The following is a 25404-nucleotide window of genomic DNA, read 5'->3' as shown; positions in this document are numbered from 1 at the left end:
TTGGAGACTTCGTTTGGGTAATCTGACACTGAAATCCGTTGACAAATCCTTCGGAACCGTCGATGTGCTGAAAGGTATCGATCTGGAGGTCAAGGACGGCGAGTTCGTGATTTTCGTTGGCCCGTCCGGTTGCGGAAAGTCAACGCTTCTGCGCACCATAGCCGGGCTTGAGGATATCAGCTCCGGCGAGATCATCATCGACGGTCGTGAAGTCTCGGCGGTCCCGCCTGCCAAGCGCGGCATTGCCATGGTGTTTCAGTCCTATGCGCTCTATCCGCATCTGACGGTCAAGGACAATATGGGGCTTGGCCTCAAGCAGGCGGGAACGCCTAAAACCGAAATCGATACGCGGGTTGCAAAGGCCTCGTCGCTGCTATCGCTCGAGCCCTATCTGGAACGCCGCCCGGCCGAGCTTTCCGGCGGTCAGCGCCAGCGTGTCGCCATCGGGCGTGCAATCGTTCGGGAGCCGACACTGTTCCTGTTCGATGAACCGCTATCCAATCTCGATGCGGCCCTTCGGGTGCAGACCCGCCTTGAAATCGCCCGGCTGCATCGCCGCCTGAAGGCGACGATGATCTACGTCACGCATGATCAGGTCGAAGCGATGACGCTGGCCGACAAGATCGTGGTTCTCAATGCAGGCCGTATCGAGCAGGTGGGCTCGCCGATGGAGCTTTACAACAAGCCGGCCAATCTGTTCGTCGCAGGCTTCATAGGCTCGCCGCAGATGAACTTCATCGATGCGGGTCGCCTTGGCGAGAGCGGATACAAGACACTCGGCATCCGCCCCGAACATATTTCGCTGTCCCGCGATACCGGCACATGGGCGGGCAAGGTGGTGCATGTGGAGCATCTTGGCGCCGACACGATTGTCTATCTGGAAAGCGAAAAGGTCGGGCTTTTGACCGTGCGGTTGTTCGGTGAGCATGCCTATGCGCCGGACGATATTGTCTATGCATCGCACACCGGAACGGCCATCCACCGTTTCGACGCAGGTGGCAACGTCATCATATGAGCCGTGCGGACATCTTGCTGGAAGTGTGTGTCGATGATGTCGATGGCCTTCAGGCTGCCATTGAAGGCGGCGCTGATCGCATCGAACTGTGCAGCGCGCTCGCGGTTGGCGGCCTGACGCCGTCTCCCGGTCTGATGAGCCTCGCGGGGCGATCTTCCGTTCCCTGCTATGCCATGATCAGGCCACGCGTCGGAGACTTCGTTTATAGTGCAGACGAACTTGCCGTTATGGAAGACGACATCCTCTTCGCCGCCTCCTGCGGTCTGTCAGGCGTCGTGTTCGGCGTAAGTCGGACTGATGGGCAACTGGATGCCGAGGCAATGATGCGATTGTCAGACGCTGTCGGTTCTGTCCCCAGAACCCTGCACCGCGCCTTCGATCTCGTGCCCGATCTATCCGAGGCCATAGAGATCGCCGTGGCCTGTGGCTTCGAGCGTATCCTGACATCGGGACGTGCGCGTTCTGCAATCGATGGCCTAACCGACCTCAAGGCGTCGGTTGAAATCGCGGCTGGGCGGATTTCCATCATGCCCGGGTCCGGCGTCAATCTCGATACGGTCGATGCATTGCTAGCCCAACTGGATGTGAAAGAGGTTCACTCCTCCTGCTCCATCAGCATTCCAGACGGAAATACGGCTGTTAAGGACTACGGGTTTTCGATCTCGGGGATGAAGCGGACCAGCGTTGATATTGTTCGCGCCATGAAAGCCCGCCTGACTGGCTCAAACGGTTGATCTGCAAAACGCTCATTCTGTTTGACGAACAAAGAAGGCCGCGAGATAGCTCGCGGCCTTCTTTTTGGCAAGTTGCGTCCTGGGTCAGCCTGCCTTTTCCATCTTGTAGTCGGTGTTCGCAGGCTCTTCCTTATGCTGGATCAGCGGGCGGTTGCCCGAGAGTTTGCGCACGAGCACGTAGAACACCGGCGTCATGAAGATACCGAAGATCGTGACGCCGATCATGCCGGAGAAGACCGCCACACCCATGGCCGAGCGCATTTCTGCACCCGCACCCGTAGAGATCACCAGCGGCACCACGCCCATGATGAAGGCGAGTGATGTCATGAGGATCGGGCGCAGACGCAAACGGCTGGCTTCGATGGCGGCGGCAACGGGAGAGCGACCTTCGAACTCCAGTTCCCGGGCGAATTCCACGATCAGGATCGCGTTTTTCGCCGAGAGACCGACTAGGACGATGAGGCCTATCTGGGTGAAGATGTTGTTGTCACCTCCTGTCAACCACACGCCGGTCATGGCAGCAAGCACGCCCATGGGAACGATCATGATGATGGCCAGCGGCAGCGTGAGACTTTCATATTGTGCCGCCAGCACCAGATAGACCAGCAGCAAGGCCAGCGGGAAGACGAGGAAACCCGAGCTTCCAGCCAGGATTTGCTGATAGGTCAGATCCGTCCACTCGTAAGCAATACCGGATGGCAGCGTTTCGGCAGCAATGCGTTCTATGGCGGCCTGTGCCTCGCCCGATGAGAAGCTCGGAGCCGGACCACCATTGATATCGGCGGCTAAGAAGCCGTTGTAACGCGTGGTGCGTTCCGGTCCCGTCGTGGCATCCACCTTCAGAAGTGCCGAAAGCGGTATCATCTGGCCGTTCGCCGAGCGTACCTTCAACTGACCGATATCGTCTGCCTGCGAACGGAACTTCGCGTCCGCCTGCACTCGCACACTGTAGGTACGACCGAAGGCGTTGAAGTCATTGACGTAAAGAGAGCCGAGATAGATTTGTAGCGTCTCGAAGACATCAGTGACGGAAACACCGAGCTGTTCTGCCTTGGCGCGATCAAGATCGGCGTAGAGCTGCGGCACGTTGATCTGGAAGCTGGAGAACAGGCCTGCCAGTTCAGGTGCCTGATAGGCCTTGGCGAGGAATGCCTTATTCACATCATCCAAAGCCTGATAGCCGAAGCCAGCCCGGTCCTCGATCTGCATCTTGAAGCCGCCCGTGGTGCCGAGACCGTTAACCGGCGGCGGCGGGAACATGGCGATAAAGGCATCCTGAACGGCACCGAATTTCTGGTTGAGCGCCATGGCAATGGCACCGCCGGAGAGCTCCGGTGTCGTGCGTTCTTCGAAGGGGCTGAGCGCCACGAAGACGACACCCGCATTGGAACTGTTCGTGAAGCCGTTGATGGAGAGGCCCGGAAACGCAATCGCATGTTCCACGCCCGGCTGCTTCATGGCGATATCGCTCATGCGCTTGATGACGTCTTCCGTGCGGTCGAGACTGGCGGCATCCGGCAACTGCGCAAAGCCGATCAGATACTGCTTGTCCTGTGCGGGCACGAAACCACCCGGTACGGAATTGAACATGCCGTAGGTCGCACCTGCGAGAACCATATAGACGATCATGACGATGCTCTTGCGGTTCAGCAATCCGCCGACACTTTTGCCATAACCGTTCGAGGCTGCACCAAAAGCGCGGTTGAAGCCACGGAAGAAGCCGCCAAACACCTTGTCCATGCCACGCGTCAACCAATCCTTCGGCGCGTCGTGGCCTTTCAGCAGCAGTGCTGCCAAGGCTGGGGACAGTGTCAACGAGTTGATGGCCGAAATGACCGTCGAGATTGCAATCGTCAGCGCGAACTGGCGGTAGAACTGGCCCGACAGGCCCGAGATGAAGGCGAGCGGGACGAAAACGGCGACCAGCACCAACGCGATGGCGATGATCGGGCCGGACACTTCCTTCATGGCGCGGTAGGTTGCGTCACGTGGAGACAATCCGTTCTCGATGTTTCGCTCGACGTTTTCCACCACCACGATGGCATCATCCACGACGATACCGATGGCCAGCACCAGTCCGAAGAGGCTGAGCGCGTTGATCGAGAAGCCGAAGACATACATCACCGCGAAGGTGCCGATGATCGATACCGGCACGGCAATCAGCGGGATGATTGAGGCGCGCCATGTCTGGAGAAACAGGATGACGACGATAACGACGAGTGCGATGGCTTCCAGCAGCGTATCGATGACCTTGTCGATGGAGGCACGCACGAACTGCGTGGTGTCATAGACGATCTCGTATTTCACGCCCTGCGGCATCGCCTTCTGCAAGTCCTGCATGGTGGCAGAGACCTGGTCGGAAATGGTGATGGCGTTTGAGCCAGGGGCCTGGAAGACCGGAATGGCGACGGCAGATTCACCGTCCAGAAGCGAACGCAGCGCGTAATCCGCAGCACCGAGCTCGACGCGAGCAACATCCCGCAGGCGCGTGATTTCGCCGTTTGTCCCGCTTTTGACGATGATGTTGCCGAATTCCTCCGGCGTTGAGAGGCGGCCCTGAGCATTGACGTTGAGCTGAAGATCGACGCCCGTCAGGCTGGGAGATGCACCGATGGTGCCGGCTGCGGCCTGCACGTTCTGTTCGCGGATGGCGTTGCTGATATCGCTGGCCGCCAGATTGTGTTCGGCTGCTTTCTGTGGATCGATCCAGACGCGCATGGAGTAATCGCCAGCGCCGAAGATTTGCACTTGCCCCACACCTTCGATCCGCGCCAGACGGTCCTTGATGTTGAGGACGGCATAGTTGCGCAGGTACGTCAGGTCGTATTGATTGCCAGGCGAGACCAAATGGACGACCATCATCAGGTCGGGCGAGCTTTTGACGGTGGAAACGCCAAGGCTTCTGACTTCTGCTGGCAAACGCGGCTCGGCCTGCGAGACACGGTTCTGCACCAACTGCTGGGCCTTGTCCGGGTCCGTGCCCAGCTTGAACGTTACCGTCAGCGTCATGACACCATCGGACGTTGCCTGGCTGGACATATAGAGCATGTCTTCGACGCCGTTGATCTGCTCTTCCAGCGGTGTCGCCACCGTTTCGGCAATGACCTTTGGGTTCGCGCCGGGATAAGTGGCGCGCACGACGATGGATGGTGGCACGACGTCGGGATATTCCGAAATCGGCAATGCGCGCATGCCGATGAGACCAGCGACGACGATGAGGACCGATAGCACGCCAGCAAAGACTGGCCGGTCCACAAAAAATCTGGAGATGTTCATGAATTAACCCCTCTCCGGGTGAATTTTGGGTGTGGAAAATCGCCACGGCGGCCATTGGCCTCCGGCGGTCTCTTCCTGTCAGTGAATAGGGTGGCGGACCGTGTGTCGCTCCGCCCTTATGGGTTATTGCGAGGCTGCGACTTTGTCTTCCACCTGCGGCGCAACGATTGCACCGGGACGAATACGCTGAAGGCCGTTGACGACGATCTTGTCTCCGGCGGCAAGTCCGCTTTCGACGATGCGCAGGCCATCGGTCGCAGAACCCGGCTTGATCTGCCGATAGTTCACCTTGTTCTCGCCATCCACGACGAAGACGAATTTCTTGTCCTGATCGGTGCCGATGGCGCGATCGGTGATGACGATGCGGTTTTCAGACTTCGGCTCACCCATGCGAACCCGCACGAACTGGCCAGGAATCAGATGCCCATCCGTATTGGCGAACACAGCCCGCACCCCGATCGTGCCGCTTGCGCTATCGACCTGATTGTCGATGAGATGCAAGGTGCCCTTGATCGGCGTGCCTTCATCGGCCAGAGTACCGACTTCGACGGGGATTTGCTCCAGAGCCTGAAGCGCGCCGTCCGAGACGGGAAGCTGCGACAGTGCCTTTGCGACCATCTCTTCGCTGGCGTTGAAGCTGGCATAGATCGGATCGACCGAAACCAGTGTTGTCAGCGCAGGTGATGTGGAGCCTGCGGCAACGAGGTTGCCAACGGTGATTTCCAGCTTGCCGACGCGGCCGGAGACCGGAGCCCGAAGTTCGGTGTAGCTGAGGTCGAGTTGAGCAGTCGTCAGCGCTGCGCGTGCTGCCCGTGCCTGGGCTTCGGCATCTGCCAGATTGCTCTGCCGCTGGTCGAGATCGCTTTGCGAAATGGTGCGGTTATCGGACATTCTGCGTCCGCGCTCCAGTTCCGTTCGGGCAAGACCGACCTTGGCTTCGGCAGAAGCGACCTGCGCTTCCGCACCCGATACGATGGCCTGATAGGGCGCTGGATCAATGGTGAAAAGCGCGTCTCCGGCCTTTACCAGCGCACCTTCACGGAAGTGAACGGACTGAATCTGACCCGCAACACGCGAGCGTATCTGTACCCGCTCGACCGCTTCCAATCGCCCGGAAAACTGCTCCCAATGGGTCACGTCACGGCTTTCGACGACGGCGACTGTGACCGGAATGGCAGGTGTTTCCGCAGGACCGGATGCGGCGACAGCACCTGTGGTCATAGGAAGATCGAACAGAAATGCTGCCGCAGCAACGGACACAGCAAGGCCTATACCGGCGCCCGCAAGGGCCCGGCGCTTTTTGTTCAGCGTCATGGGTTTCTCTCCTGGCTCTGATCAGAGCCGATTTTGGTCTCGAATAATGCTAATGCTTCAGGTCTTGAACAAAACCCGCAAACTCGGTGCAAACAGCCGACAGCCATTTGCCACCCTCGCCGCGGTAAAGCCCTGTCCAGCCGGAACCAGCAGGGAAAACATGCTGCCGAACCTTCACCCCTGCGTCACTCAGACGACCGGCATAATTGACGGTCTCGTCGCGCAGAGGATCGTCCTCGGCAGTGAATATCAACGCCGGTGCCACACGGTTGAGCCGTGTGCACAGGCAGGGCGCAGCGTAGGGGTGGGCAAACCCGCAGGCCTTTGCCAGATAATGGCTCCAGCCTTCCGCCCAGCGCTGGCGCATGCCGATCTTGTCTGCATCCCGAAAGGACGTGGACGCCATCAGCGGATCGATCATCGGCGAGAGCAAGATTTGCCCTGCCAGTTTTCCCGGCATCCGGTCCCGTGCTTTCAGCGCCAGACCGGCTGCAACATTGCCGCCTGCTTCTTCACCGGCCACGAACAGCAGCGATTTGGCGCCACCATAGTGTTTGCGGCTACGGCTCAGACAGTCCAGCGCTTCAAACGCACAATCGATCACAGCCGGAAACTCGTTGCAGGACGACGTGCTGTAATCCGCTTCGATGACGACTGCGCCGCTCTCTGCCAACGCTTGCGCAACCGGCAATTCTGGGCACTTACCGCCCTGTTCCAGAAACGAGCCACCACGTAAGTAGAGCACAAGGGGCGGTGTCCGGTCTTTGCTTTCCTTCTTATAAACGCGGACCGAAAGCGGCGGGCGCGTGGCGCCGCTACATTCGATCGCGTGCCATTGGCTGGTCATCTCGTTTCCCTTGATGACCATTGATAGCCACCCCTTGCGGTGATTTCTAATGTAGATATTATTGTTCGAGATAGATTACACAAGTTGCTAAAATCGGAAACACTGTTCCAAAAATACGGACAATGACTCAAGAGGAGCTATGATGGACCAACTGGCTGCAATGCGCGTCTTTGCACGCGTGGTGGAAACGGGAAATTTCACGCGTGCTGCGAACGCGTTGGAAATGCCGAAGACCACCGTAACCAATATGGTGCAGGGGTTGGAAGCGCACTTGCGCACGACCCTGCTCAACCGTACGACACGCCGGGTCATGCTCACGACAGATGGCGCGCTCTATTACGAACGCGCTGTGCAGATACTATCCGAGATCGATGAGTTGGACGGCAGCCTCTCCAACACCAACACGCAGCCCTCGGGAAAATTGCGGGTGGAAATGGCCGGGGCGTTTGCAGATAATATCATCATCCCCAATCTCTGCGAATTCTATCAGCAATATCCGCAAATCCGTCTCGATCTCGGTGTCGGCGACCGGTTGGTGGACTACATTGTTGAAAACGTCGATTGCGCCCTGCGCGTCGGCACGCCGCGTGACCAGTCGCTCATCGCTCGCAAGGTCGCAGATCTGGAGTTCATCACCTGTGCGTCGCCTGAATACATCGCGCGTTTCGGAATGCCTCAGCAGCCTGAGGATTTGGAAAAAGACCATTTTGCCGTGGGATATCTCAACGCGACGTCCGGCCAGGTTATGACGATGCCTTTCGATAATGGCTTACGTTCAGTTGAGGTCACGCCGCGCTACATCGTCTCCGCCAATGACAGCCGGACCTTTCAGAATGCAGCACTGGCTGGCATGGGCGTCGCGCAGCTTGCACCCTTCATGATCAGGGAAGAAATGGCGAGGGGCGAGCTTGTGCGTGTGTTGCCGGAATGGAACCGCGAGCCGATGCCGGTCTACATCGTCTATCCGCAAACGAGGCACGTTACGAACAAGGTCCGCGTTTTCGTGGACTGGCTTGCCAAACTTCTACACAGGAGCGCGCTCGGAAAGCTGGAACTGCCGGTACGGACCGACGTGCCGCAGCGTCAGGAGGTCGCGTAGTCGTTTGAGTGTCGTAGCGGAGTTTGTGGAACGTTGCTCTGTCCTCACCGTTTGCTGCACACAACACAGGAGACGACGAATGGCTGATACGAAAAATGACATTACCAAGGTGTGGGAACTCGCCGAGAAAATCGGGTTCTGCATGCTGACCACGCAAACGGGTGCAGATTTGCGCGCCCGCCCCATGTCGGCCTATGCCGAGCAGCTCGAAAACGCGTTCTATTTCCTCACCGATGTGGCAAGCCATAAGGACGAAGAAGTCTCGCGATACCCCAATGTCTGCCTCGCCTTCGCCGATTCCAAGGGCCAGAAATACGTATCGATATCAGGCGTTGCTGAAGTTCAGAACGACCGCGAAAAAATTCGCGATCTCTGGGCGACGCCTGCAAAGGCTTGGTGGGATGATGCCGACGATCCGTCTATCCGCATCCTGAAGGTGACGCCGTCCTTTGCCGAATACTGGGATAGCCCCGGCACCGTCATCAGCTACATCAAGATGGCCGCTGCCGCCGTCAGCAATACTCGCCCTGATATGGGTGAGAACGCCAAGGTCGAGATGTAACGCCACGACGATCTGATCGTAAAACGAGAGGGAGCGCACAACATCCGTCGTGCGCTCCCGTTTTTTATTTCATGCTACGCAGCTGAAGGCGGGATACGCCAGCGGCGACGTTGAGGCCGGTACCGGCTTCAGCACTCAATGGCTGAAGGCCGAAATTCTTGGAATTGCCGCCCACGAGAGCGTTTGCGCCGAGACCGATGCCCACCGAGGCGCCAGCGGAAGCGCCGACATAGGTGCCTGCAAGGCTACCTTCACCCACGGTGGTTGGCGCCGTATTGACCACGATCCAGCTGAGATAGGACTTGCCCGTGATGCCAACGTCGATACCGAGCTTGCCGATGGTGCCGGTGTAGCGTTCGACCTTGCCGGTGCGCTGCTTGAACTGGCAAGTCACAGCCTTGCTGGAGCCGATCAGCAATCCGATGCCGCCTGCAACCTCACAGGACAATGTTCCCAACCGTTCTTTCGGCTGAGTCGCGACCTGTTCTGGCGCGCGCTTTTTGCTGTGGTTTGCAGCAGAGGCGGCGGAGGTGAGCGCAAGGGTGCTGGCGATTGCGAGAATAAGTGTCTTTTTCATCGTGAATTCCTAACGTGTGTATTTCAACTCGATTGTCATTTGCTCTCTTAAGAGCCTGATAAGGGGTGCATGATCACTTTGGTGCTTTAACCTGAATGCAGGAGTGCACCGGTCTCGATGTGAAGTCCGCGACAATATTCACCGCCGTCCTGACCGCCGCCTTGGAAGGTGCGCGGCCCGTGAGGATCACGCCGCAGTCTGAAAACTCGACACTGATCCGGCAATCCTCAAGGCCAACGCCATAAGCGAGCAGGCACCTTAGAGTGGCATCGGTCGCGCAGTGTGTGGGAGAAGCGACCGCAGGGGTGGATTGAAGCGAAAAGAACATCGTGGTTTTACCTTCGATGGGCTCTGGCCCGCGCTACCGCGAGCCCGAGCGCTGGGATCAAAGCTTATTTCAGGGCATCCCTGACGGCATCCTTGCCCTTGCCAACCGCGCTCTGGGCATTGCCCGCGACCTTGTCGGCCTTGCCTTCTGCTTCCAGCTTCCCGTTGCCGGTCAACTTGCCGGCTGCTTCCTTGATTGTGCCCTTGAGTTCCTTAGCGGCACCTTCGATCCGGTTCTTATCCATGATAAATCCTTTCGATACAAAGCGTTTGCTACGATGACGCCAGCGGATGCCAGTGTCATGTCATAGGAAATACGCCGTCCCGAGAAGCATTTGCAGATTGGAAAATACTAGTCAGTCTAGTAGGAAATAACCTTTTTCACGCTTTTTGGATTATTTCTTCGTTTTTGCGCGGCTTTTGGATTTGGCATCGCTGACGCCCGTGAAACCACGCTCTCGCGCCCAGATCACCGCCGCTGCTCGGCGATTGACACCGATTTTGCCATAGAGAGACGCGATGTGGTTTCGGATGGTGTTTTTGGACAGGTGCAACGTCTCGCCCATATCGGCATCGCTTTGGCCGTTGCAGATGAGGCCGAGGATTTCCCGTTCGCGGTCGCTCAGTTCCATCAGTTGCGCGGTTGGTGCCGCAGTCGATGTCTGTTTCAGAGTGGCCAACCGGTCAACGATGGATCGGCTGAACCAGGAGGTGTCGGCCATGACGCTTTCGATGGCCTCCACCAGCTGTGCCTCGCTTCGCTTGCGCTCCGTCACATCCTGCAGCGCCCAGATGACGCATAGCTCGTCGTTGATTTCCACACGTTCTGCGGAAACGAGACAATCGGCCATGCCTCCATCCTTCTGCTTCATCCGCATGGACTCGTTGCGGATGAACGTATTGTCACGCAGTTTTTGCTCCAAGGCGCGGCGTGCCGGGATATCGTCCCACAAACGGAGGTCGCTCGCGGTCCTGCCGATGACTTCCGTCGATGCATATCCGGAGATTTGCAAAAACGCGTCGTTGGCTTCCGTGAAGACGAAGTCATCAAGGCGGGAAACGGCAGCGGGTGCAGGTGACAGCCGGAAGGATTTGGAGAAGCGTTCCTCACTCTGGCGCAGCGCATTTTGCGCTTTCCGGCGTGCATCCAGATCAGCAAATGTGAACAGCATGCAGGGCTCTTCCACGACCGAAATCGGTTCGCCCGCCACAATTACCAGCCGGTCTCCGCCATCGGGTAAGGGAACCAGGGCTTCGCGGTGCCTGATAACCCGGCCATCCCCAAGCTTCAACAAGGCATCCTCACCGGTGTCGCAATTGGAAAACAGCCCCACGGCTTCAACGGTCTTTCCGATGATGTCTTCCTTCATGAAGCCAGTCATTTCTAGAAAGCCCTGATTGACGCGGATGAAGCGCTGGTCGTCTATCCGGCAAATCAGGCCCGGCGCCGGATTGGCGTTGAAGGAGCGCTCAAAGCGTTCTTCAGCCTCGAAACGGGGCGTTTCATCCCGCAAAATGAGCGCCAGTACATCGGCCTTTTCGCCCGCATCCGAAATAATCATGCTGCGCACCGTGTGCACCCAGACGAGATCGAGATCATCGGCGGGCGAAATCTCAACGGTGACATCGTCGATCGTCTCGCCCGCAAGCAAGCGCTCTATCGGATATTGGCCTTCCTCTAGGGGGTGGTTGTTGCGATAGCGCAGGGTGAACCCGCGGCGATATCCCTTTGCGTCGCCACCCAGATCATCGACGCTGGAGATACGATGCATATCGAGGGCCGACTGGTTGGCCCAGGCAATGCTGCCGTCCTGCTCCACCAGAATGATGCCGTCGCTCAAGCCGCCGATCAGTTCCTGAAGACTGCCACGGTTGATTTTCGGAGGCTGAGGCGCATCTGTCATGTCATTCTCTCTCATTCGATGACACGAACGTCGCATGCTTCCTTACGCTTTGAAAGAGGTCCTGATGTGGGCCAGAAAATGAAAACAGGAAGGCACGGCGCCGATAGAACGTGCCCCCTGTGGTTACGCTATTGCGTCAGATCATAATCTCGCCGCCCGTAACCGGAACAACGGCGCCGGTCATGTAACTGCCCAGATCCGAGGCAAGCAGGACATAGGCTCCTGCCAGCTCTGCCGGTTGTCCGGCACGCCCAATCAATGTGCCCTCGCCGAATTTCGCTGCCTTTTCTGCGGGCATGGTAGAGGGAATCAGCGGTGTCCAGATGGGGCCGGGCGCCACCGCATTCACGCGAATGCCCTTGTCGGCAACCATTTCTGCCAGACCCGCCGTGAAGTTGGAGATGGCACCCTTGGTCGAGGCATAGGCCAGCAACGCGGGAGAAGGCTGTCTCGACTGGATCGATGTCGTGTTGATAATCGCGCTACCGGGTTTCATCAACGGCACGGCAGCCTTGGACAGGAAAAACGGTGCGTAGATGTTGGTGCGGAAGGTCTCGTCCCACTCCTCTGCGCTGATGTCCTCGATCGCCGCATAGGTTCGCTGGAACGCGGCGTTGTTCACCAGAATATCGATTGCACCCAGCTTTTCGACGGTTTGCGACACGAGCGATTTGCAATGCGCCTCAGACTTGATGTCGCCGGGAACGAGGATGGCCTTGCGACCGGCTTCCTCGACCCACTTGGCCGTGTCCTGCGCATCCTCGTCTTCGTTGAGATAGGAGATGAGAATGTTGGCGCCTTCGCGCGCAAAGGCGATGGCAACTGCCTTGCCGATGCCGGAGTCGGCACCGGTGATCAGCGCCACCTTGCCCTCCAGCCTGCCGTTTCCGCGATAGGATGTCTCCCCGTGGTCGGGTACCGGGCGCATCTGCGCGGTCTTTCCAGGTGGCTCCTGCTGCTGTTCGGCGAAGGGTGGCATGGGGTGCTGTGTGTCGGACATGGTGGTTCCAATCGTGTTGAGGGCGGGAATGGCTCCCCCCGCTAACAAGCGATCGTCCGATCAGTTCCCCTCGGCATCGAAGGTAAAGTGCCAGTGGGGCACCATGTCGTGCGCCTTAGACCGCCAGAAATCCGCCATCGACCGGCAGCACCGCGCCGGAAATCATCCGGCTGTCGTCGGACAGAAGAAGCGCAATGCTCTGGGCGACTTCCTCGGCTTCGGCAAAGCGGTTGAGGGGATGGCGAACCATCATCGGCGCACTTTTTTCAGCGTCACTCCAGGCTTCGGCGGCAAGTTCTGTAAGGGTGATCGTCGGCGCGACGGCGTTGACGCGAATGCCGTGGGGGCCCAGTTCCTTGGCCAGAACACGGGTCGCTCCCTCAAGACCTGCCTTGGATGCCGCATAGCAGAGATGATCCTGAAATCCGCGATGACCGGCAATGGATGTGATGTTGACGATGGCACCGCCACCACCTGCGGCAATACGGGCGCGGGCAAATTCCTGAGAGGTGATCAGGGCTGCGCGGAGGTTAATGCCCATAACGGTTTCATAGCCGTCTTCGGTCATATCCAGAACGCTTTCAAGCACGTTCGTGCCAGCGCTGTTGATCAGAAAATTACAGGTGCCTGCCTCGCGCATCGCGGCGCGCGCATTTGCGGAATCCGAGAGGTCGACGCGGATCGAGCGTCCTCCGATTTCGGCTTTCAAAGCATCGAGATCGGACTGGGTGCGGCTGAGCGCGATAACCTCAGCACCGCGTTCTGCCATCACAAGCGCGCAGGCGCGCCCGATGCCTTTGCCCGCGCCGGTGATGATGACGGATTTTCCTGAGAACTGCATGATGACCTCGAAACTATGGCACACCGGCCAGAAAATGGAATGATTGCGGGTGACAGACGACGATCAGGCACGGGACTGGTGCAAGACGTCGTCCATCGATTTGCGGATGTCTCGTGCCGTGTTCTGCAACGCGATAAAGGCGGTGTATCTTATGTCGTGCAGCGCGCGCACCGCTTCATCAGGATCGCAGCGCATCTCCACACGCGACATGGTCGCCATGGCGCCTTGCAGATTGTCGTGCAGTTTAGCAGCAACGGCGCCCAGGATGGCAGAGCCGAGTAGAACCGGCTCTTCGCATTCCGTGACTTCGACGGGATAGCCCGTCGTATCCGCCAGCAACTGACGCGTCAGCGGATGCGCCCCGGCGCCACCACTGACGCTGATCGTTGAAATCGGCGCGCCGTGCTTGGCCTGTGTTTCGATGATCTGCCGCAGGCCGTAGCCAAGGCTGCAAATCCCTGCGACATAGAGGGCGACGAGCGAGTCCGCTCCACTCTCCATGCCCTGTCCCATGACCACCGCACGCGCGTGCGGATCAGCAAATGGCGCGCGATTTCCGAGAAATTCCGGCACGACGTGAAGCTGGTCTGCGAGGCGAACGGCCTGTGCCGGTGTCCCGGCAAGTTCCAGTGCCCTGTCGGCCAACCACTGCGGCAGCGATTTGCCGCTGCTGTCTGCAAGCTGGCTTACCTGCGCGGTGGAGGGATGCAATTGCACGAGCTGATCGATGGCAGCACCGGCTGCCGATTGGCCGCCTTCGTTCAGCCATGCGCCCGGAACCATCGCCGAATAATATGGCCCCCAGACACCCGGCACGAAGACTGGCTTGTCCGTCGTGGTCATGGTGCAAGACGAGGTGCCGAAGACGTAACCGAGGCAGTTGCGTGCATCACCCCCGGCGGCAACGGTGCCGACACCGCCTGCATGGGCATCGATGAGGCCTGCGGCAACGGCAATTCCCGCTGGCAGCCCCATGGCCTGTGCCGCCGCAGCGGTCAGACCGTTACCAAGCGAGGTTCCGGGCTCCACCACACTCTGGCCGATACGAGCAAAGCCCTGGTCGGCGAGGTCGCCAAGGCCGATCTGGCGGAAATAGTCGCCGTCCCATCGTGCTTCATGGGCCAGATAGGTCCATTTGCACGTCACCGTGCAGCTCGAGCGGTCCAGTGCGCCGCTTGCTTTCCATGTGAGGAAATCCGCCAGATCGAAGAAATGCTCGGCCTTCGCATAGGTTTCGGGCCTATTTTCCTTCAGCCAAAGTAATTTCGGGGTCTGCATTTCCGGTGAGATACGGCCACCGACATATTTCAGGACATCGTGATCTCCGGCATTGATGCGCTCGGCCTGTTCGACGGCGCGGTGGTCCATCCAGACGATAATGTCCCGTTCGGGGTGGACAGCGTCGCTCACCGCCAGCGTTTCATCACCAGGACCGCGAACGACGAGGGAGCATGTCGCGTCAAAGCCGATGCCAGCGACCGCAGCGGGATCGATCTTCGCCTTTTCAACGCTTTCCTTCACCGCCTCGCATACGGCTTGCCAGACCTGCTCGCTCGACTGCTCGACGATGCCGCCGTCTTCGCGGTGAAGGGCTATTGCGCGTTTCGCAGTGGCCAAAAGCCCGCCCGACGTATCGAAGACACCCGCCCGTGCAGAGCCGGTTCCTACGTCGACGCCGATCAGATATTTGGCCATTGCGATGATCTCCTGTTTGGCTGATTTAAACGCGGTCGAAGCTGGTCGGCAAGACCAGCATGTCGCGGATCGTGACCGTGCGCTTGCGTGTCAACATGTAGACGATGGCATCAGCGACTTCACTCGGATCGATCAATGCGCCTGCTTCCTTGGCCTTGCGCAGGTTTTCCTCGGGCCAATCGGCTAGAAGTGCGGAGACGACCGGGCCTGGAGAAACCTGACCGACGCGCACGCCGTGCGGGATCATCTGGCGACGCATCGTCTGCACGAAGCAGGTCACGGCCCATTTCGAAGCCGCGTAGACTGGCTCCCAGTAGGTCGGGTAATGGCCAGCGATGGAGCAGGTGACGATGATGTCGCCGGTCTTGCGTTCGCTCATATGGGGCACGACGGAATGGACGTTCTTCATTACGGCGTTGACGTTAAGGTTCAGCATCTTGTCGATGGCCTCGGGCGTCGTTTCCGTCAGGTCGCCGCCGATATAGGTACCGGCGTTGCAATAGAGAATGTCGATATGATCGACTTTTTGCAGGATTTCCGGCACCATCGCGTTGCAGCTGTCTGCGTCTAGAAGGTTGGTGACCTGCGGTATCGCCTTGTCGCCCAGCTTTCCGGCAAGCTCGTTCAGAGCCTTCTCGTTCCAGTCCACCATGACGACGGTGGCACCCTGTTCCAGCAATGCTTCTGTCGTGGCGAGACCAATTCCTGAGGCCGCTCCGGTGATGACAGCGATTTTGCCTTGCAGTGATAAAGACATGATATTCTCCTGTTTCGAAAAGAGGTCGGGCCGGCTCAGCGCCATTCACGCCCGATATAGATGGCCAGCAGAATGATCGCGCCTTTGATCACATCCTGCAGATACGGATTGATGCCCATGAGGTTGAGGCCGTTGTTAAGGATGCCGAGCAGGATCGCTCCGATCAGCGTGCCCAGAATGAGGCCTCTGCCACCGGCGATGGCGGTGCCGCCGAGGACCACGGCGGCGATGGCGTCTAGTTCGAAGCCAACACCGGCATTGGGCTGGCCACTCATCAACCGGCCAATCAGGATCACAGCCGCCAAGGCCGAGGTGAAACCGGCGATGCCATAGACGGCAAGCTTGACCCGCTGCGTCTTGACGCCGGAAAGGCGTGCCGCAGTTTCGTTTCCGCCGAGTGCATAGACGTGGCGCCCGAAGGCGGTGCGCTGCAAAAGAACCCAGGCAAGCGCGTAGGTAACGATCATGATGATGACGGGGACCGGCACGAAGCCGAGACGACCAACGCCGAACCAGGAAATCCAGCTCGGTATGCCGCTGATCGGGTAGCCGCCCGAATAGATAAGGCCGAGGCCGCGTGCCATACCCATGGTTGCCAGCGTGACGATGATGGCGGGCATCTTGCCCCAGGCCACCAGTGCGCCGTTCAACAGCCCGATGCCAATACCGATGAAGAGGCCTATCCCCAGTGCGGCCACGGCGGGAATGCCCATCTTCACCATCATGCCCGCGCACAGCGTGCCGACCAGCGCCATGACCGCGCCAACCGAAAGATCGATACCGCCGGTCAGGATCACGAAGGTCATGCCGACGGCCAGAATGCCGACGATGGACACCTGACGCAGCACGTTCATGATGTTGTTCAAGGTGAAGAAGTTATCGCTCGCAAGGCCCATGATGATGGACACGACGATGAGGCCCACCAGCGGCAATGCCAGCGGTGTTTGCAGCAACCGGCCAAGGTTCAGGCCGTTGGATCTCGTTGCTGTGTCCGTGTTTGCATCAGGCAACATGTTCAACTCTCCCGGTGGTCGCGTGGGTCATTATTGTTTCGGAATTCACAAGGTCGCCTTCGACGGTCGCAACGATACCGCCGGAGCGGAAGACGCAGACCCGATCGGACATGCCGATGACCTCGGGCAGTTCGGATGAAATCATGATGATCGAGTAGCCCTGCTCGGTGAACTGGCGCATCAAGGCGTAGATTTCCGCCTTGGCTCCGACGTCGATGCCACGGGTGGGCTCATCGAATATCAGCACGCGCATGTCGTGGTTCAGCCAACGGGCAATCACCACTTTCTGCTGGTTGCCGCCCGACAGCGTGTCGACACGGGCATGCGGTCCCGGCGCTTTCACGCGCACCTGATCCATCGCTGTCTGCGTGTGGGCAAGCTCTTTCTTGAGATCGATGAACCAGTGGTTCTTGCGATATTTGCGGTAATTGTTGAGCGAGATGTTCTGCAAAATCGAGAAACTGGTGATCAGACCTTCGTCCTTGCGGCTTTCCGGCAGCAGACCGACGCCGTTGATCAGTCCATCATCCGGCCCGGAAAAACGTTTCTCGACGCCGTCCATTTTCACCTTGCGTCGGGCGGCTGGATGCGCGCCCAGCATGGCCAGAACGGTCTCCGTGCGGCCAGAGCCGACCAGTCCGGCGAAACCCAGAATTTCGCCTTTCCTGAGGAAAAAGCGCGAGATCGGTCCGCCCTTTTTGAGTTGCAGCTCATCGACTTCGATGACCAGCGGTGCGGCGCTATCAGGGGTTTTCTTGGGTGGAAAATTGTTTTCGATCCGGCGTCCGACCATCATCTCGACGAGCCGATCATTATCGACTTCGGAGACAAGGCAGGATGCGATGAACTCACCGTCCCGCAGAACGGTGATACGGTCGCAAATCTCGAAGATTTCTTCCAGATGGTGTGAAATGAAGATGATCGCCACACCTTGTTTGCGCAACTGCCGCATGACGTTGAACAGATGTTCCGTCTCTGACGGGGTCAACGTCGCGGTCGGCTCATCCAGAACCAGAATACGGGCGTTCAGCGACAGCGCCTTGGCAATTTCCACGAACTGTTGTTCGGCAACCGACAGTCGGTGAACCGGCACGTCAAGCGGCACGTCGATGGCCAGCTGGCGCATGATCTCTGCGGCACGAAGGCGCATGGCTTTCCTGTTCAGTAGCCCGAACGATCCGCGTAGTTCTCTAGCAAGAAACATGTTCTCGACGGCGTCGAGATACGGAATCAGACTGAATTCCTGAAAGACGATGCCGATACCGGCGGCAATGGCCTCATCGTAATTGGCAAAGCGATGTTCTTTTCCATCGATCAGGATTTCCCCGTCCGTCGGCTTGATGATGCCGCACAGGATTTTCATCAGGGTCGACTTGCCTGCACCATTTTCCCCCAGGAGCGCGTGAACCTCTCCCGGGCGCGCCTGCAGATCGACGCCTTGCAGGACTTCGATCTGGCCAAAGCTCTTTCTGATGTTTTTCAGCTCAAGCATCTTGCCCTCCTTTAAGGTTGGAAAGGTCCCGCACCCACATTGCTGTGGGCGCGGGCTTGGGAGGTGTGGATTACCAGCTGAAGTCAGCGGCGTTCTTGCTGTCGACGACGCGCACGTCGATCGGAACTTCCTTCGGCACGACAACGGCGCCCCACTTCTGGGCAAGCGCCATCGCAAGACCGACGCGAACCTGATCGCGTGGGAACTGCGCTGTCGTTTCAATGAAGTTGGTGCCGTCGGCAATCGCCTTCACCGCTTCCGGTGCACCATCGACGGACGTCAGCTTGATATCGCGGCCCGAACCCTGAATAGCTGCGAGTGCTCCCATGGCACCACCGTCATTGACAGAGAAGATACCCGCCAGGTTGGGATGCGACTGGATCATGTTTTCAACGACACCCAGCGCTACGGAGCGGTCCTGACGACCATTCTGTGTGTCGACGAGTTTGATGTCGGAGAATTCACCGAGGGCTGCCTTGCAACCTTCGACGCGTTGCAGGATAGGAACGACAGGAATGCCATCAAGAATGGCGACTTCACCCTTGCCGCCCAGCGCATCGCCCAGATGTTTGCAGGACTGGTAACCGGCATCGCGGTTCTTGGAACCGACGAAGGTATCGACCGGGCCGTTGGCATTGGCGTCGATGGCAACGACGATGACGCCTGCGGCCTTTGCGGCATGCACGGCGGCCTCAATACCGGCTGAGTCGGTCGGGTTCAGCAGAAGAATGTCGATCTTCTGCTGCAACATGTCCTCAACGTCGGAAACCTGCTTTGCAACGTCATGCGCCGCATCGGTCACGATCACTTCTGCACCGATGGAGGCTGCGGCTTCTTTCAAAGCTTCCTGCATGGACACGAAGTACGGGTTGTTCAATTCTTGAAAGGTCATGCCGATCTTGAGCTTTTCCTGCGCAAGTGCTGGCGTGACGAACAGAGCGAGTGCGGCGGTGGCCGAAAGAAGCATCTTTTTCATCTAGGTTCCTCCCTTATGGATGAATGCAGGCAATACCTGCTCGTTTCCGGACAGCATCTCGCCGCCCGAATGGGGTTGATTTCGTCTGGTAGGCTCGATCAGTCCGCCATCATGAACGCTTTCTGCGCCGTGAATTTCGAGCGGAACTGGGATGGGGACATTCCCTTTAGTTTGAGGAAATGCCGGTTGAAATTGGATAGGTTGGAAAAGCCGACGTCGTAGCAGATCTCTGCGACATTGACCTCCAGATCGGCCAGCAGCATCTTGCAGGCCAGATCGATGCGCAGCTGGTTGCGGTAACGAACAAGCGTCGTGCCGGTGTGTCTTTTGAAGGCACGCGAAAATGCGCTCGGGCTCTGGCCCACCATTGCCGCCAGTTCACCCTCTTCGACCTGATCCGTCAGGTTTTCACGCAGATGCGACAAAGCGCGATTGATGCCGCTATCTTCGGTGCCGGTCAGGTCGAGCTGGAAGCTGAGGCTGGCAAGCACCTCGTAATCGGCATCCACGAGAAGGGCGAGAATGTCCCAGAACAGTGCCAGTCTCTTTAGACCCTGCGCTTCGAGTAGTTTTTCGATGAGCGGTCTTACTGCCATGCTTGTCGCATCATCAAAGAGCAGCCCACGACGGCTGCGGTCCAGCAGGGGACGCACGGCATCCATTTCCGGCATGGACGCGCTGGCATCCTCAATGAAGGCTTCGGGAAATTGGATGACGAGCGAGCGGGCCGGGACGATCTCACCGACCTCGATATCGCTGATCCAGTTCTGCGGGAGGTTCGGTCCCGTCATAATCAGCTGACCGGGGCTGAAGGTGCCGACGAAGTCGCCAAGGTAAAATGTGCCAGAGGTCGCAACGACGAGATGAATTTCATATTCGGGGTGATAATGCCAGCGGACCGTACGGAACGGGTAGCCATGCGTCCACGCTGCGAACGATTCGCCCTTGCGGATATGGACCAGTTCCAGATCGGGTTGCATGAATATCCTCTCCCTAACGCGACAGCCCGTTAAGGTTGGCAATTGGCTCCTCCCAACTACCTTCGCGTCGGAGGAAGCATCGGGACTTCAGCAGTTGCATTCCACATCACGGCGGAGAAATTGCTGATACTTTTTTGACCATACCACTGATGGAAAGGTGTCAGTGCCACTTTGTTTCATCAATATGCTGACGCTGGAGGCACAAGATTTATCCTGCAATGCAGCAAAATCGGACAATTTCTGCTGCATTGCATGGAGGTTGGCTGTGGCTGACACAAAAGTGCTGAGCCATATCAGGCGTTCAGTATTATACTTTTCCGGCGCTCAGGTGCGGTTTTGGTATCGGTCACATTGTGTTGATTGCGATCGTCAAGGAGTATTAGAAAACACCAGCTCCATGCGATCTGCGAGAAAACGGGTCACGATGCTCTGGATTGGATTGAGTTCCACATCGGTGTCGATTGCCTTGCTGACCAGAACGATGCTGTCAGGCGCGCAATTCAGCAGTTCCGTATCGCGAGACGACACCCGTTCCGCCGTCAACCGCGTCTCCTTGCGGCGATAATCTTCCAAGCCTTCGCGTTGCAATGCCTTGGTGATGGACCCGGTGTCGGCATAGGCCGTGATGATGCCGGGAAAGCGGGTGGCGGAAAACAGCGAGACGGAGCGTGAGACGGGGACGCCATCCGCCACCGCCAGATGTTCCAGCCGGTGCAGGGGCGAGCCGGTTGCGCAGGACAGGAGCTTAGCCTGCGACGTGTCGGCGGCCACGATTTCCGCATGAATAAGACGGCCAGATGGTTCGAGAGACTGGCGGGCAATGTTTTCGGAAAACCTTGCCCGCGCGCCGATGGGGTACACAATCCGTGTCTGAACCGCATTGACGAAAGTGCCGCGACCACGCTCCGCGCGCAGCAAACCATCAGCGGAGAGCACTGAGATCGCGCGTCTTACCGTGTGTCTGTTGACTCCGAATTCCACTGCCAACTCGGTTTCTGGGGGCAAGCGATCAGTGATCGTGCCCTCCGCGATAGCGCTTCGGATACCATCTGCCACTCGCCGCCACAGGGAAATCCCGTCCTCATGTGCATTCATTTTTTGCCCTGTCGTCCCATTGTCATTCTAGCGTCACTTATTTCGGTGTATAAGTCAGATAAGAATGGTTGTCTATACAATTAGACAAATAACGAAGCGAAGACGATATGACGACTTACACATTCGACAGGAAGCAGGCGCTGGACATTCTGAGTGGCGCTCCAGCAGAGTTTCTGACGCAGCATTACACCACGATCAGTCAGAGCGCGGCCCCCGCCACACCCGTTCGCGGCCCAGAGATCGGCACCGTCATGGTGCGGGGCAGGGTGGGTGGTGGCGGTGGCGCCTTCAATCTCGGCGAAGCCAGCGTTACCCGCGCCACGGTGAAACTGGACACGGGCGAGGTTGGGCACTCCGTCGTTCTGGGGCGCGACAAGCAAAAGGCCAGCATGGTCGCGCATCTCGATGCCCTGCGCCAACAGCCCGACTGGGCCGCCCGGATCGATGCCGACATCGTCGGTCCCGCACTCGTCCTGAAGGAGGCTGAAAGGCGCCGTCTTGCCGAGGAAACGGAAGCGACGAAGGTCGACTTCTTTACCGTTGCGAGAGGAGAAGATTGATGAGCGCAGTCAATTTCGACGGTGGCTTTGCCGATCCGGTCTTTGCATCGCAGGATGTTTTCCATTCCATTATGCACGCTTTCTCGACGCCCGGCACCGTGGCGGATCTGGGTCGGCGGGCATGCGGCCCGGCTCCGCTGTGCGCCGCCGCCTCTTCCATCCTTCTGACGCTGTGCGATTACGACACGCCGGTGTGGTTCGAAGCTGCCGAAGGCATGCGACCGGCTGCGACATGGCTGACCTTTCACAGCGGCGCGCCGATCTGCGAAAAGCCGGAGACGGCCACTTTCCTCGTGCTTTCCGAAACGACCGAGACCTCGCAATGGCAAGCCTTCGCACGTGGCACATCGGAATATCCCGATCGTTCTGCCACGCTCATCCTGTCGGTTGCATCACTCACCGGTGGTGCGCCGCTTGAGCTGACCGGACCGGGTATCGAGACAACCTGCACTGTGTGCCCCACAGGTCTGCCGGACGGATTTGCCGCTGCAATGCAGGCCAATACCGCGACCTATCCGCTCGGCTTCGATGTCATTCTCGTCTGTGCCAGCGAGGCGATTGCCTTGCCGCGCACGACCCGTATCAGGGAGATGTAAGCCATGTATGTTGCGGTAAAAGGTGGCGAAGCGGCTATCGACAAGGCACACAAGCTGTTGGCAGACCGGCGGCGTGGAGATCGCGATGTTCCTGCGCTGACACTGGACCAGATTGCCGGTCAATTGTCGCTCGCTGTCGACAGGGTCATGGCGGAAGGGTCGCTTTACGATCCGCAACTGGCGGCGATGTGCGTGCGCCAGTCTCGCGGCGACCTCATCGAAGCGATATTCCTGCTGCGCGCCTACAGAACGACATTGCCGCGTTTTGGATGTTCGAGACCGGTTGCCACCGACGTGATGCAGGTGGAACGGCGTGTTTCGGCCACCTATAAGGATATTCCCGGCGGCCAGTTGCTGGGTCCGACATTCGATTATACCCACAGGCTAATCGACCCCGACATGGCCGGTGATGTGCCCGTGGAGCAACCCGTCCGACGCCCGATCAATGGCGGAAGTGTCTTCCCGAGAGTGACCGACATTCTGGATGACGAGGGCCTGATCGAGCCTGACCGTCCCTCGGACAAGGAACCCGGAGATCTGACGCGAGACCCGACGGCGTTTCCTGTCGAGCGGGATCGCAGATTGCAAGCGCTGGCGCGTGGCGACGAGGGATTTCTACTGTCGCTGGCCTATTCCACCCAGCGTGGTTATGGCCGAACCCATCCCTTCGTCGGCGAAGTCCGCATCGGCATGGTGGAACTGGAAATCGATATCCCGGAGCTTGGCTTTGCCGTCTCGGTCGGCTCCATCAGGGTTACCGAATGCCAGATGGTGTCGCAGTTCAAGGGTCAGGGCGAGGACGGTCCACGGTTTACGCGCGGCTACGGGCTGGTGTTCGGTCAGTCCGAACGAAAGGCGATGGCGATGAGCCTTGTCGACCGTGCACTGCGCGCCGATGAATTTCAGGAGCAGCGCAATGCACCCGCGCAGGACGAGGAATTCGTGCTTGCCCACTGTGACAACGTCGAGGCGACCGGCTTCGTGGAGCACCTGAAACTGCCCCATTACGTGGACTTCCAGGCCGAACTCGGTCTGCTGCGCATGCTTCGCCGTGAAAACGAAGACGCCATGCAAAACAAGGAGGCTGCGGAATGAACCTGCCAGCTTACAATTTTGCCTATCTGGACGAACAGACCAAGCGCATGATCCGCCGTGCCATTCTCAAGGCGATCTGCATTCCCGGTTATCAGGTGCCTTTCGCCTCGCGTGAAATGCCGATGCCCTATGGCTGGGGCACCGGTGGCGTGCAGGTCACTGCCGCCATTCTGGGGCTAGACGATGTGCTGAAGGTTATCGATCAGGGCGCCGACGACACCACCAATGCCGTGTCCATTCGCGCCTTCTTCGCAAAGACGGCGGGTGTTGCCACCACGACGAAGACGACGGAAGCGACGGTCATCCAAACCCGTCACCGCATTCCCGAAACGCCGTTGAAGGCCGGGCAGACCATTGTCTATCAGGTCCCTATTCCAGAGCCGCTGCGGTTTCTGGAGCCGCGGGAAACGGAAACGCGGGTGATGCACGGGCTGGAGGAATATGGCCTCATTCACGTGAAGCTCTATGAAGACATCGCCCAGCACGGGCATATCGCCACCACCTATGCCTATCCGGTCAAGGTCGAGGGTCGCTACGTCATGGACCCATCGCCCATTCCCAAATTCGATAATCCCAAGATGAACAATTCTCCCGCGCTTCAACTCTTCGGTGCCGGTCGCGAAAAGCGCATCTATGCCCTGCCGCCGTTCACCGAAGTCGTCAGTCTGGACTTCGAGGATCATCCTTTCGCTGTTCAGAGGTTCACCTCGTCCTGCGCGCTCTGCAATGCCAAGGGCGTCTATCTGGACGAAGTCGTGACGGATGATCGCGGCGGGCGGATGTTTGTCTGCTCCGATACTGACCATTGTGAAACGCGCCAGATGGACGGCCATCGCGGTCCAGGCTTGCCCCAGGTGGCTTCGGGAGATCATCCATGACAGACCCGATCCTTTCCATCCGCAATCTTGAGCGGCGCTACGGCAACTTCATCGGCTGCACGGACATTTCCTTCGATGTCTGGCCGGGCGAAGTCGTTGCGATCGTCGGTGAATCCGGCTCCGGCAAAACCACGTTGCTCAACTGCATTTCGGCGAGATTGGAACGCTCCTCCGGCAGCATCCGGTACCGCATGCGCGACGGGCGTTTTCCCGACCTGCAAGACCTGTCCGAGGCCGAACGCCGGTTTCTGGCACGGACCGATTGGGGCTTTGTTCACCAGAACCCAGCCGATGGCCTGCGGATGCGGGTGTCAGCAGGTGCCAATGTCGGTGAACGGCTGATGGCGGTGGGTGAGCGCCACTACGGCGATATTCGCCGCACCGCCACCGAGTGGCTGTCCCGCGTCGAAATCGCCGCAGACCGCATCGACGACCAGCCGGTGGCGTTTTCCGGCGGCATGCGTCAGCGCCTTCAGATCGCCCGCAATCTCGTCACCCATCCCCGGCTGATTTTCATGGACGAGCCGACGGGTGGTCTGGATGTTTCCGTTCAGGCCCGTGTGCTGGACCTTCTGCGCGGTCTCGTCAATGACCTCGGACTGTCCGTTGTTATCGTCACCCACGATCTGGCAGTCGCCCGGCTGCTGTCGCAACGCATGATCGTCATGAAGAGCGGTCGCATCGTGGAGCAGGGGCTGACGGACCGGGTTCTGGACGATCCGCAACACCCCTACACCCAGCTTCTTGTCGCATCGATACCGGAGAGCTGAC

General features: G+C 58.7%; 24 protein-coding genes. 9 read left to right on the top strand and 15 right to left on the bottom strand.

Annotated features, from left to right (window positions below; genetic code table 11):
• The first annotated feature begins 13 nt into the window (after positions 1-13).
• Entirely contained in the window at positions 14-1015 is a 1002-nt protein-coding gene (locus HRR99_RS18540; RefSeq protein ID WP_233124293.1) for an ABC transporter ATP-binding protein, read from the top strand.
• Entirely contained in the window at positions 1012-1749 is a 738-nt protein-coding gene (locus HRR99_RS18535; protein WP_233124291.1) for a copper homeostasis protein CutC, read from the top strand. The genes HRR99_RS18540 and HRR99_RS18535 overlap by 4 nt, the downstream gene beginning before the upstream one ends.
• A gap of 84 nt (positions 1750-1833) precedes the next feature.
• Here HRR99_RS18535 and HRR99_RS18530 read toward each other — a convergent pair whose 3' ends face one another.
• The 3 genes from HRR99_RS18530 to HRR99_RS18520 all read right to left on the bottom strand — a co-directional run bounded on the left by HRR99_RS18530 (position 1834) and on the right by HRR99_RS18520 (position 7186).
• Positions 1834-5025, bottom strand: coding sequence for an efflux RND transporter permease subunit (locus HRR99_RS18530; protein WP_233124290.1), 3192 nt, complete (start codon positions 5023-5025; stop codon positions 1834-1836).
• A gap of 123 nt (positions 5026-5148) precedes the next feature.
• On the bottom strand, positions 5149-6339 hold the full coding sequence (locus HRR99_RS18525; RefSeq protein WP_233124288.1) for an efflux RND transporter periplasmic adaptor subunit: 1191 nt from the start codon (positions 6337-6339) through the stop codon (positions 5149-5151).
• Between the two features lie 49 nt (positions 6340-6388).
• A complete protein-coding gene (locus tag HRR99_RS18520) occupies positions 6389-7186 on the bottom strand; it encodes an alpha/beta hydrolase fold domain-containing protein (RefSeq protein WP_233124970.1) in 798 nt (265 codons plus the stop codon).
• Between the two features lie 142 nt (positions 7187-7328).
• Here HRR99_RS18520 and HRR99_RS18515 point away from each other — a divergent pair, with 142 nt between their 5' ends.
• Both HRR99_RS18515 and HRR99_RS18510 read left to right on the top strand, forming a co-directional pair.
• Positions 7329-8285 carry a LysR family transcriptional regulator gene (locus tag HRR99_RS18515; RefSeq protein ID WP_233124286.1) on the top strand — a complete coding sequence of 319 codons (957 nt, stop codon included), beginning with the start codon at positions 7329-7331 and terminating at the stop codon, positions 8283-8285.
• A 79-nt stretch (positions 8286-8364) separates the two neighbouring features.
• Positions 8365-8847: a pyridoxamine 5'-phosphate oxidase family protein gene (locus tag HRR99_RS18510; protein WP_233124285.1), complete on the top strand. Its 483-nt coding sequence runs from the start codon at positions 8365-8367 to the stop codon at positions 8845-8847.
• Between the two features lie 64 nt (positions 8848-8911).
• Here the strand turns inward: HRR99_RS18510 and HRR99_RS18505 are convergent, their stop codons facing one another.
• From HRR99_RS18505 to phnF, 12 genes are all read right to left on the bottom strand, one after another.
• Positions 8912-9424, bottom strand: a complete 513-nt coding sequence (locus HRR99_RS18505) for a DUF992 domain-containing protein (RefSeq protein WP_112498125.1) — start codon at positions 9422-9424, stop codon at positions 8912-8914.
• 392 nt (positions 9425-9816) lie between these two features.
• Entirely contained in the window at positions 9817-9996 is a 180-nt protein-coding gene (locus HRR99_RS18500; RefSeq protein WP_233124283.1) for a CsbD family protein, read from the bottom strand.
• A 150-nt stretch (positions 9997-10146) separates the two neighbouring features.
• Positions 10147-11655 carry a helix-turn-helix transcriptional regulator gene (locus HRR99_RS18495; RefSeq protein WP_233124281.1) on the bottom strand — a complete coding sequence of 503 codons (1509 nt, stop codon included), beginning with the start codon at positions 11653-11655 and terminating at the stop codon, positions 10147-10149.
• Between the two features lie 136 nt (positions 11656-11791).
• Positions 11792-12655: an SDR family oxidoreductase gene (locus HRR99_RS18490; RefSeq protein ID WP_233124280.1), complete on the bottom strand. Its 864-nt coding sequence runs from the start codon at positions 12653-12655 to the stop codon at positions 11792-11794.
• Between the two features lie 115 nt (positions 12656-12770).
• Positions 12771-13496 carry an SDR family oxidoreductase gene (locus HRR99_RS18485; protein ID WP_233124278.1) on the bottom strand — a complete coding sequence of 242 codons (726 nt, stop codon included), beginning with the start codon at positions 13494-13496 and terminating at the stop codon, positions 12771-12773.
• A gap of 63 nt (positions 13497-13559) precedes the next feature.
• Positions 13560-15191: an FGGY-family carbohydrate kinase gene (locus HRR99_RS18480; protein WP_233124277.1), complete on the bottom strand. Its 1632-nt coding sequence runs from the start codon at positions 15189-15191 to the stop codon at positions 13560-13562.
• A gap of 25 nt (positions 15192-15216) precedes the next feature.
• Positions 15217-15948: an SDR family oxidoreductase gene (locus tag HRR99_RS18475; protein ID WP_233124275.1), complete on the bottom strand. Its 732-nt coding sequence runs from the start codon at positions 15946-15948 to the stop codon at positions 15217-15219.
• A gap of 35 nt (positions 15949-15983) precedes the next feature.
• A complete protein-coding gene (locus HRR99_RS18470) occupies positions 15984-16961 on the bottom strand; it encodes an ABC transporter permease (RefSeq protein WP_111838860.1) in 978 nt (325 codons plus the stop codon).
• The gene (locus HRR99_RS18465; RefSeq protein WP_233124274.1) at positions 16951-18453 is read right to left on the bottom strand and encodes a sugar ABC transporter ATP-binding protein; all 1503 of its coding nucleotides are present in this window, start codon (positions 18451-18453) and stop codon (positions 16951-16953) included. Before HRR99_RS18465 ends, HRR99_RS18470 begins: the two co-directional genes overlap by 11 nt.
• A gap of 70 nt (positions 18454-18523) precedes the next feature.
• Positions 18524-19429, bottom strand: a complete 906-nt coding sequence (locus HRR99_RS18460) for an ABC transporter substrate-binding protein (protein WP_233124272.1) — start codon at positions 19427-19429, stop codon at positions 18524-18526.
• 98 nt (positions 19430-19527) lie between these two features.
• A complete protein-coding gene (locus HRR99_RS18455) occupies positions 19528-20409 on the bottom strand; it encodes an AraC family transcriptional regulator (RefSeq protein WP_233124270.1) in 882 nt (293 codons plus the stop codon).
• A 369-nt stretch (positions 20410-20778) separates the two neighbouring features.
• Positions 20779-21504, bottom strand: coding sequence for a phosphonate metabolism transcriptional regulator PhnF (gene phnF, locus HRR99_RS18450; protein WP_233124269.1), 726 nt, complete (start codon positions 21502-21504; stop codon positions 20779-20781).
• A 107-nt stretch (positions 21505-21611) separates the two neighbouring features.
• On the opposite strand from phnF, the gene phnG reads away from it, so the two are divergent.
• Genes phnG through phnK form a run of 5 tightly spaced genes read left to right on the top strand, consistent with a single transcriptional unit; the run spans position 21612 to position 25403 of the window.
• Entirely contained in the window at positions 21612-22064 is a 453-nt protein-coding gene (phnG, locus tag HRR99_RS18445) for a phosphonate C-P lyase system protein PhnG (protein ID WP_233124267.1), read from the top strand.
• Positions 22064-22660 carry a phosphonate C-P lyase system protein PhnH gene (phnH, locus tag HRR99_RS18440; protein ID WP_233124265.1) on the top strand — a complete coding sequence of 199 codons (597 nt, stop codon included), beginning with the start codon at positions 22064-22066 and terminating at the stop codon, positions 22658-22660. Before phnG ends, phnH begins: the two co-directional genes overlap by 1 nt.
• A gap of 3 nt (positions 22661-22663) precedes the next feature.
• On the top strand, positions 22664-23755 hold the full coding sequence (locus HRR99_RS18435) for a carbon-phosphorus lyase complex subunit (protein WP_233124263.1): 1092 nt from the start codon (positions 22664-22666) through the stop codon (positions 23753-23755).
• A complete protein-coding gene (locus tag HRR99_RS18430; protein ID WP_233124262.1) occupies positions 23752-24633 on the top strand; it encodes an alpha-D-ribose 1-methylphosphonate 5-phosphate C-P-lyase PhnJ in 882 nt (293 codons plus the stop codon). The genes HRR99_RS18435 and HRR99_RS18430 overlap by 4 nt, the downstream gene beginning before the upstream one ends.
• A complete protein-coding gene (gene phnK / locus HRR99_RS18425; protein ID WP_233124260.1) occupies positions 24630-25403 on the top strand; it encodes a phosphonate C-P lyase system protein PhnK in 774 nt (257 codons plus the stop codon). Before HRR99_RS18430 ends, phnK begins: the two co-directional genes overlap by 4 nt.
• Position 25404 lies beyond the last annotated feature (1 nt).

The sequence above is a fragment of the Agrobacterium vaccinii genome (assembly GCF_021310995.1).
GTDB lineage: Bacteria > Pseudomonadota > Alphaproteobacteria > Rhizobiales > Rhizobiaceae > Agrobacterium > Agrobacterium vaccinii.
The sequence above is the reverse complement of the archived record's forward strand: the minus strand, read 5'-3'. Positions and strand labels throughout refer to the sequence as shown.

Excerpts from the sequence above, each read along its gene's own strand:
- phnG (WP_233124267.1), top strand. The coding sequence starts at position 21,612 with ATGACGACTTACACATTCGACAGGAAGCAGGCGCTGGACATTCTGAGT.
- HRR99_RS18465 (WP_233124274.1), bottom strand. The coding sequence starts at position 18,453 with ATGCTTGAGCTGAAAAACATCAGAAAGAGCTTTGGCCAGATCGAAGTC.
- HRR99_RS18495 (WP_233124281.1), bottom strand. The coding sequence starts at position 11,655 with ATGACAGATGCGCCTCAGCCTCCGAAAATCAACCGTGGCAGTCTTCAG.
- HRR99_RS18455 (WP_233124270.1), bottom strand. The coding sequence starts at position 20,409 with ATGCAACCCGATCTGGAACTGGTCCATATCCGCAAGGGCGAATCGTTC.
- HRR99_RS18515 (WP_233124286.1), top strand. The coding sequence starts at position 7,329 with ATGGACCAACTGGCTGCAATGCGCGTCTTTGCACGCGTGGTGGAAACG.
- HRR99_RS18500 (WP_233124283.1), bottom strand. The coding sequence starts at position 9,996 with ATGGATAAGAACCGGATCGAAGGTGCCGCTAAGGAACTCAAGGGCACA.
- phnK (WP_233124260.1), top strand. The coding sequence starts at position 24,630 with ATGACAGACCCGATCCTTTCCATCCGCAATCTTGAGCGGCGCTACGGC.
- HRR99_RS18535 (WP_233124291.1), top strand. The coding sequence starts at position 1,012 with ATGAGCCGTGCGGACATCTTGCTGGAAGTGTGTGTCGATGATGTCGAT.
- HRR99_RS18525 (WP_233124288.1), bottom strand. The coding sequence starts at position 6,339 with ATGACGCTGAACAAAAAGCGCCGGGCCCTTGCGGGCGCCGGTATAGGC.
- HRR99_RS18430 (WP_233124262.1), top strand. The coding sequence starts at position 23,752 with ATGAACCTGCCAGCTTACAATTTTGCCTATCTGGACGAACAGACCAAG.
- HRR99_RS18510 (WP_233124285.1), top strand. The coding sequence starts at position 8,365 with ATGGCTGATACGAAAAATGACATTACCAAGGTGTGGGAACTCGCCGAG.
- HRR99_RS18505 (WP_112498125.1), bottom strand. The coding sequence starts at position 9,424 with ATGAAAAAGACACTTATTCTCGCAATCGCCAGCACCCTTGCGCTCACC.
- HRR99_RS18485 (WP_233124278.1), bottom strand. The coding sequence starts at position 13,496 with ATGCAGTTCTCAGGAAAATCCGTCATCATCACCGGCGCGGGCAAAGGC.
- HRR99_RS18530 (WP_233124290.1), bottom strand. The coding sequence starts at position 5,025 with ATGAACATCTCCAGATTTTTTGTGGACCGGCCAGTCTTTGCTGGCGTG.
- HRR99_RS18490 (WP_233124280.1), bottom strand. The coding sequence starts at position 12,655 with ATGTCCGACACACAGCACCCCATGCCACCCTTCGCCGAACAGCAGCAG.
- HRR99_RS18520 (WP_233124970.1), bottom strand. The coding sequence starts at position 7,186 with ATGACCAGCCAATGGCACGCGATCGAATGTAGCGGCGCCACGCGCCCG.
- HRR99_RS18470 (WP_111838860.1), bottom strand. The coding sequence starts at position 16,961 with ATGTTGCCTGATGCAAACACGGACACAGCAACGAGATCCAACGGCCTG.
- phnF (WP_233124269.1), bottom strand. The coding sequence starts at position 21,504 with ATGAATGCACATGAGGACGGGATTTCCCTGTGGCGGCGAGTGGCAGAT.
- phnH (WP_233124265.1), top strand. The coding sequence starts at position 22,064 with ATGAGCGCAGTCAATTTCGACGGTGGCTTTGCCGATCCGGTCTTTGCA.
- HRR99_RS18460 (WP_233124272.1), bottom strand. The coding sequence starts at position 19,429 with ATGAAAAAGATGCTTCTTTCGGCCACCGCCGCACTCGCTCTGTTCGTC.
- HRR99_RS18475 (WP_233124275.1), bottom strand. The coding sequence starts at position 15,948 with ATGTCTTTATCACTGCAAGGCAAAATCGCTGTCATCACCGGAGCGGCC.
- HRR99_RS18480 (WP_233124277.1), bottom strand. The coding sequence starts at position 15,191 with ATGGCCAAATATCTGATCGGCGTCGACGTAGGAACCGGCTCTGCACGG.
- HRR99_RS18435 (WP_233124263.1), top strand. The coding sequence starts at position 22,664 with ATGTATGTTGCGGTAAAAGGTGGCGAAGCGGCTATCGACAAGGCACAC.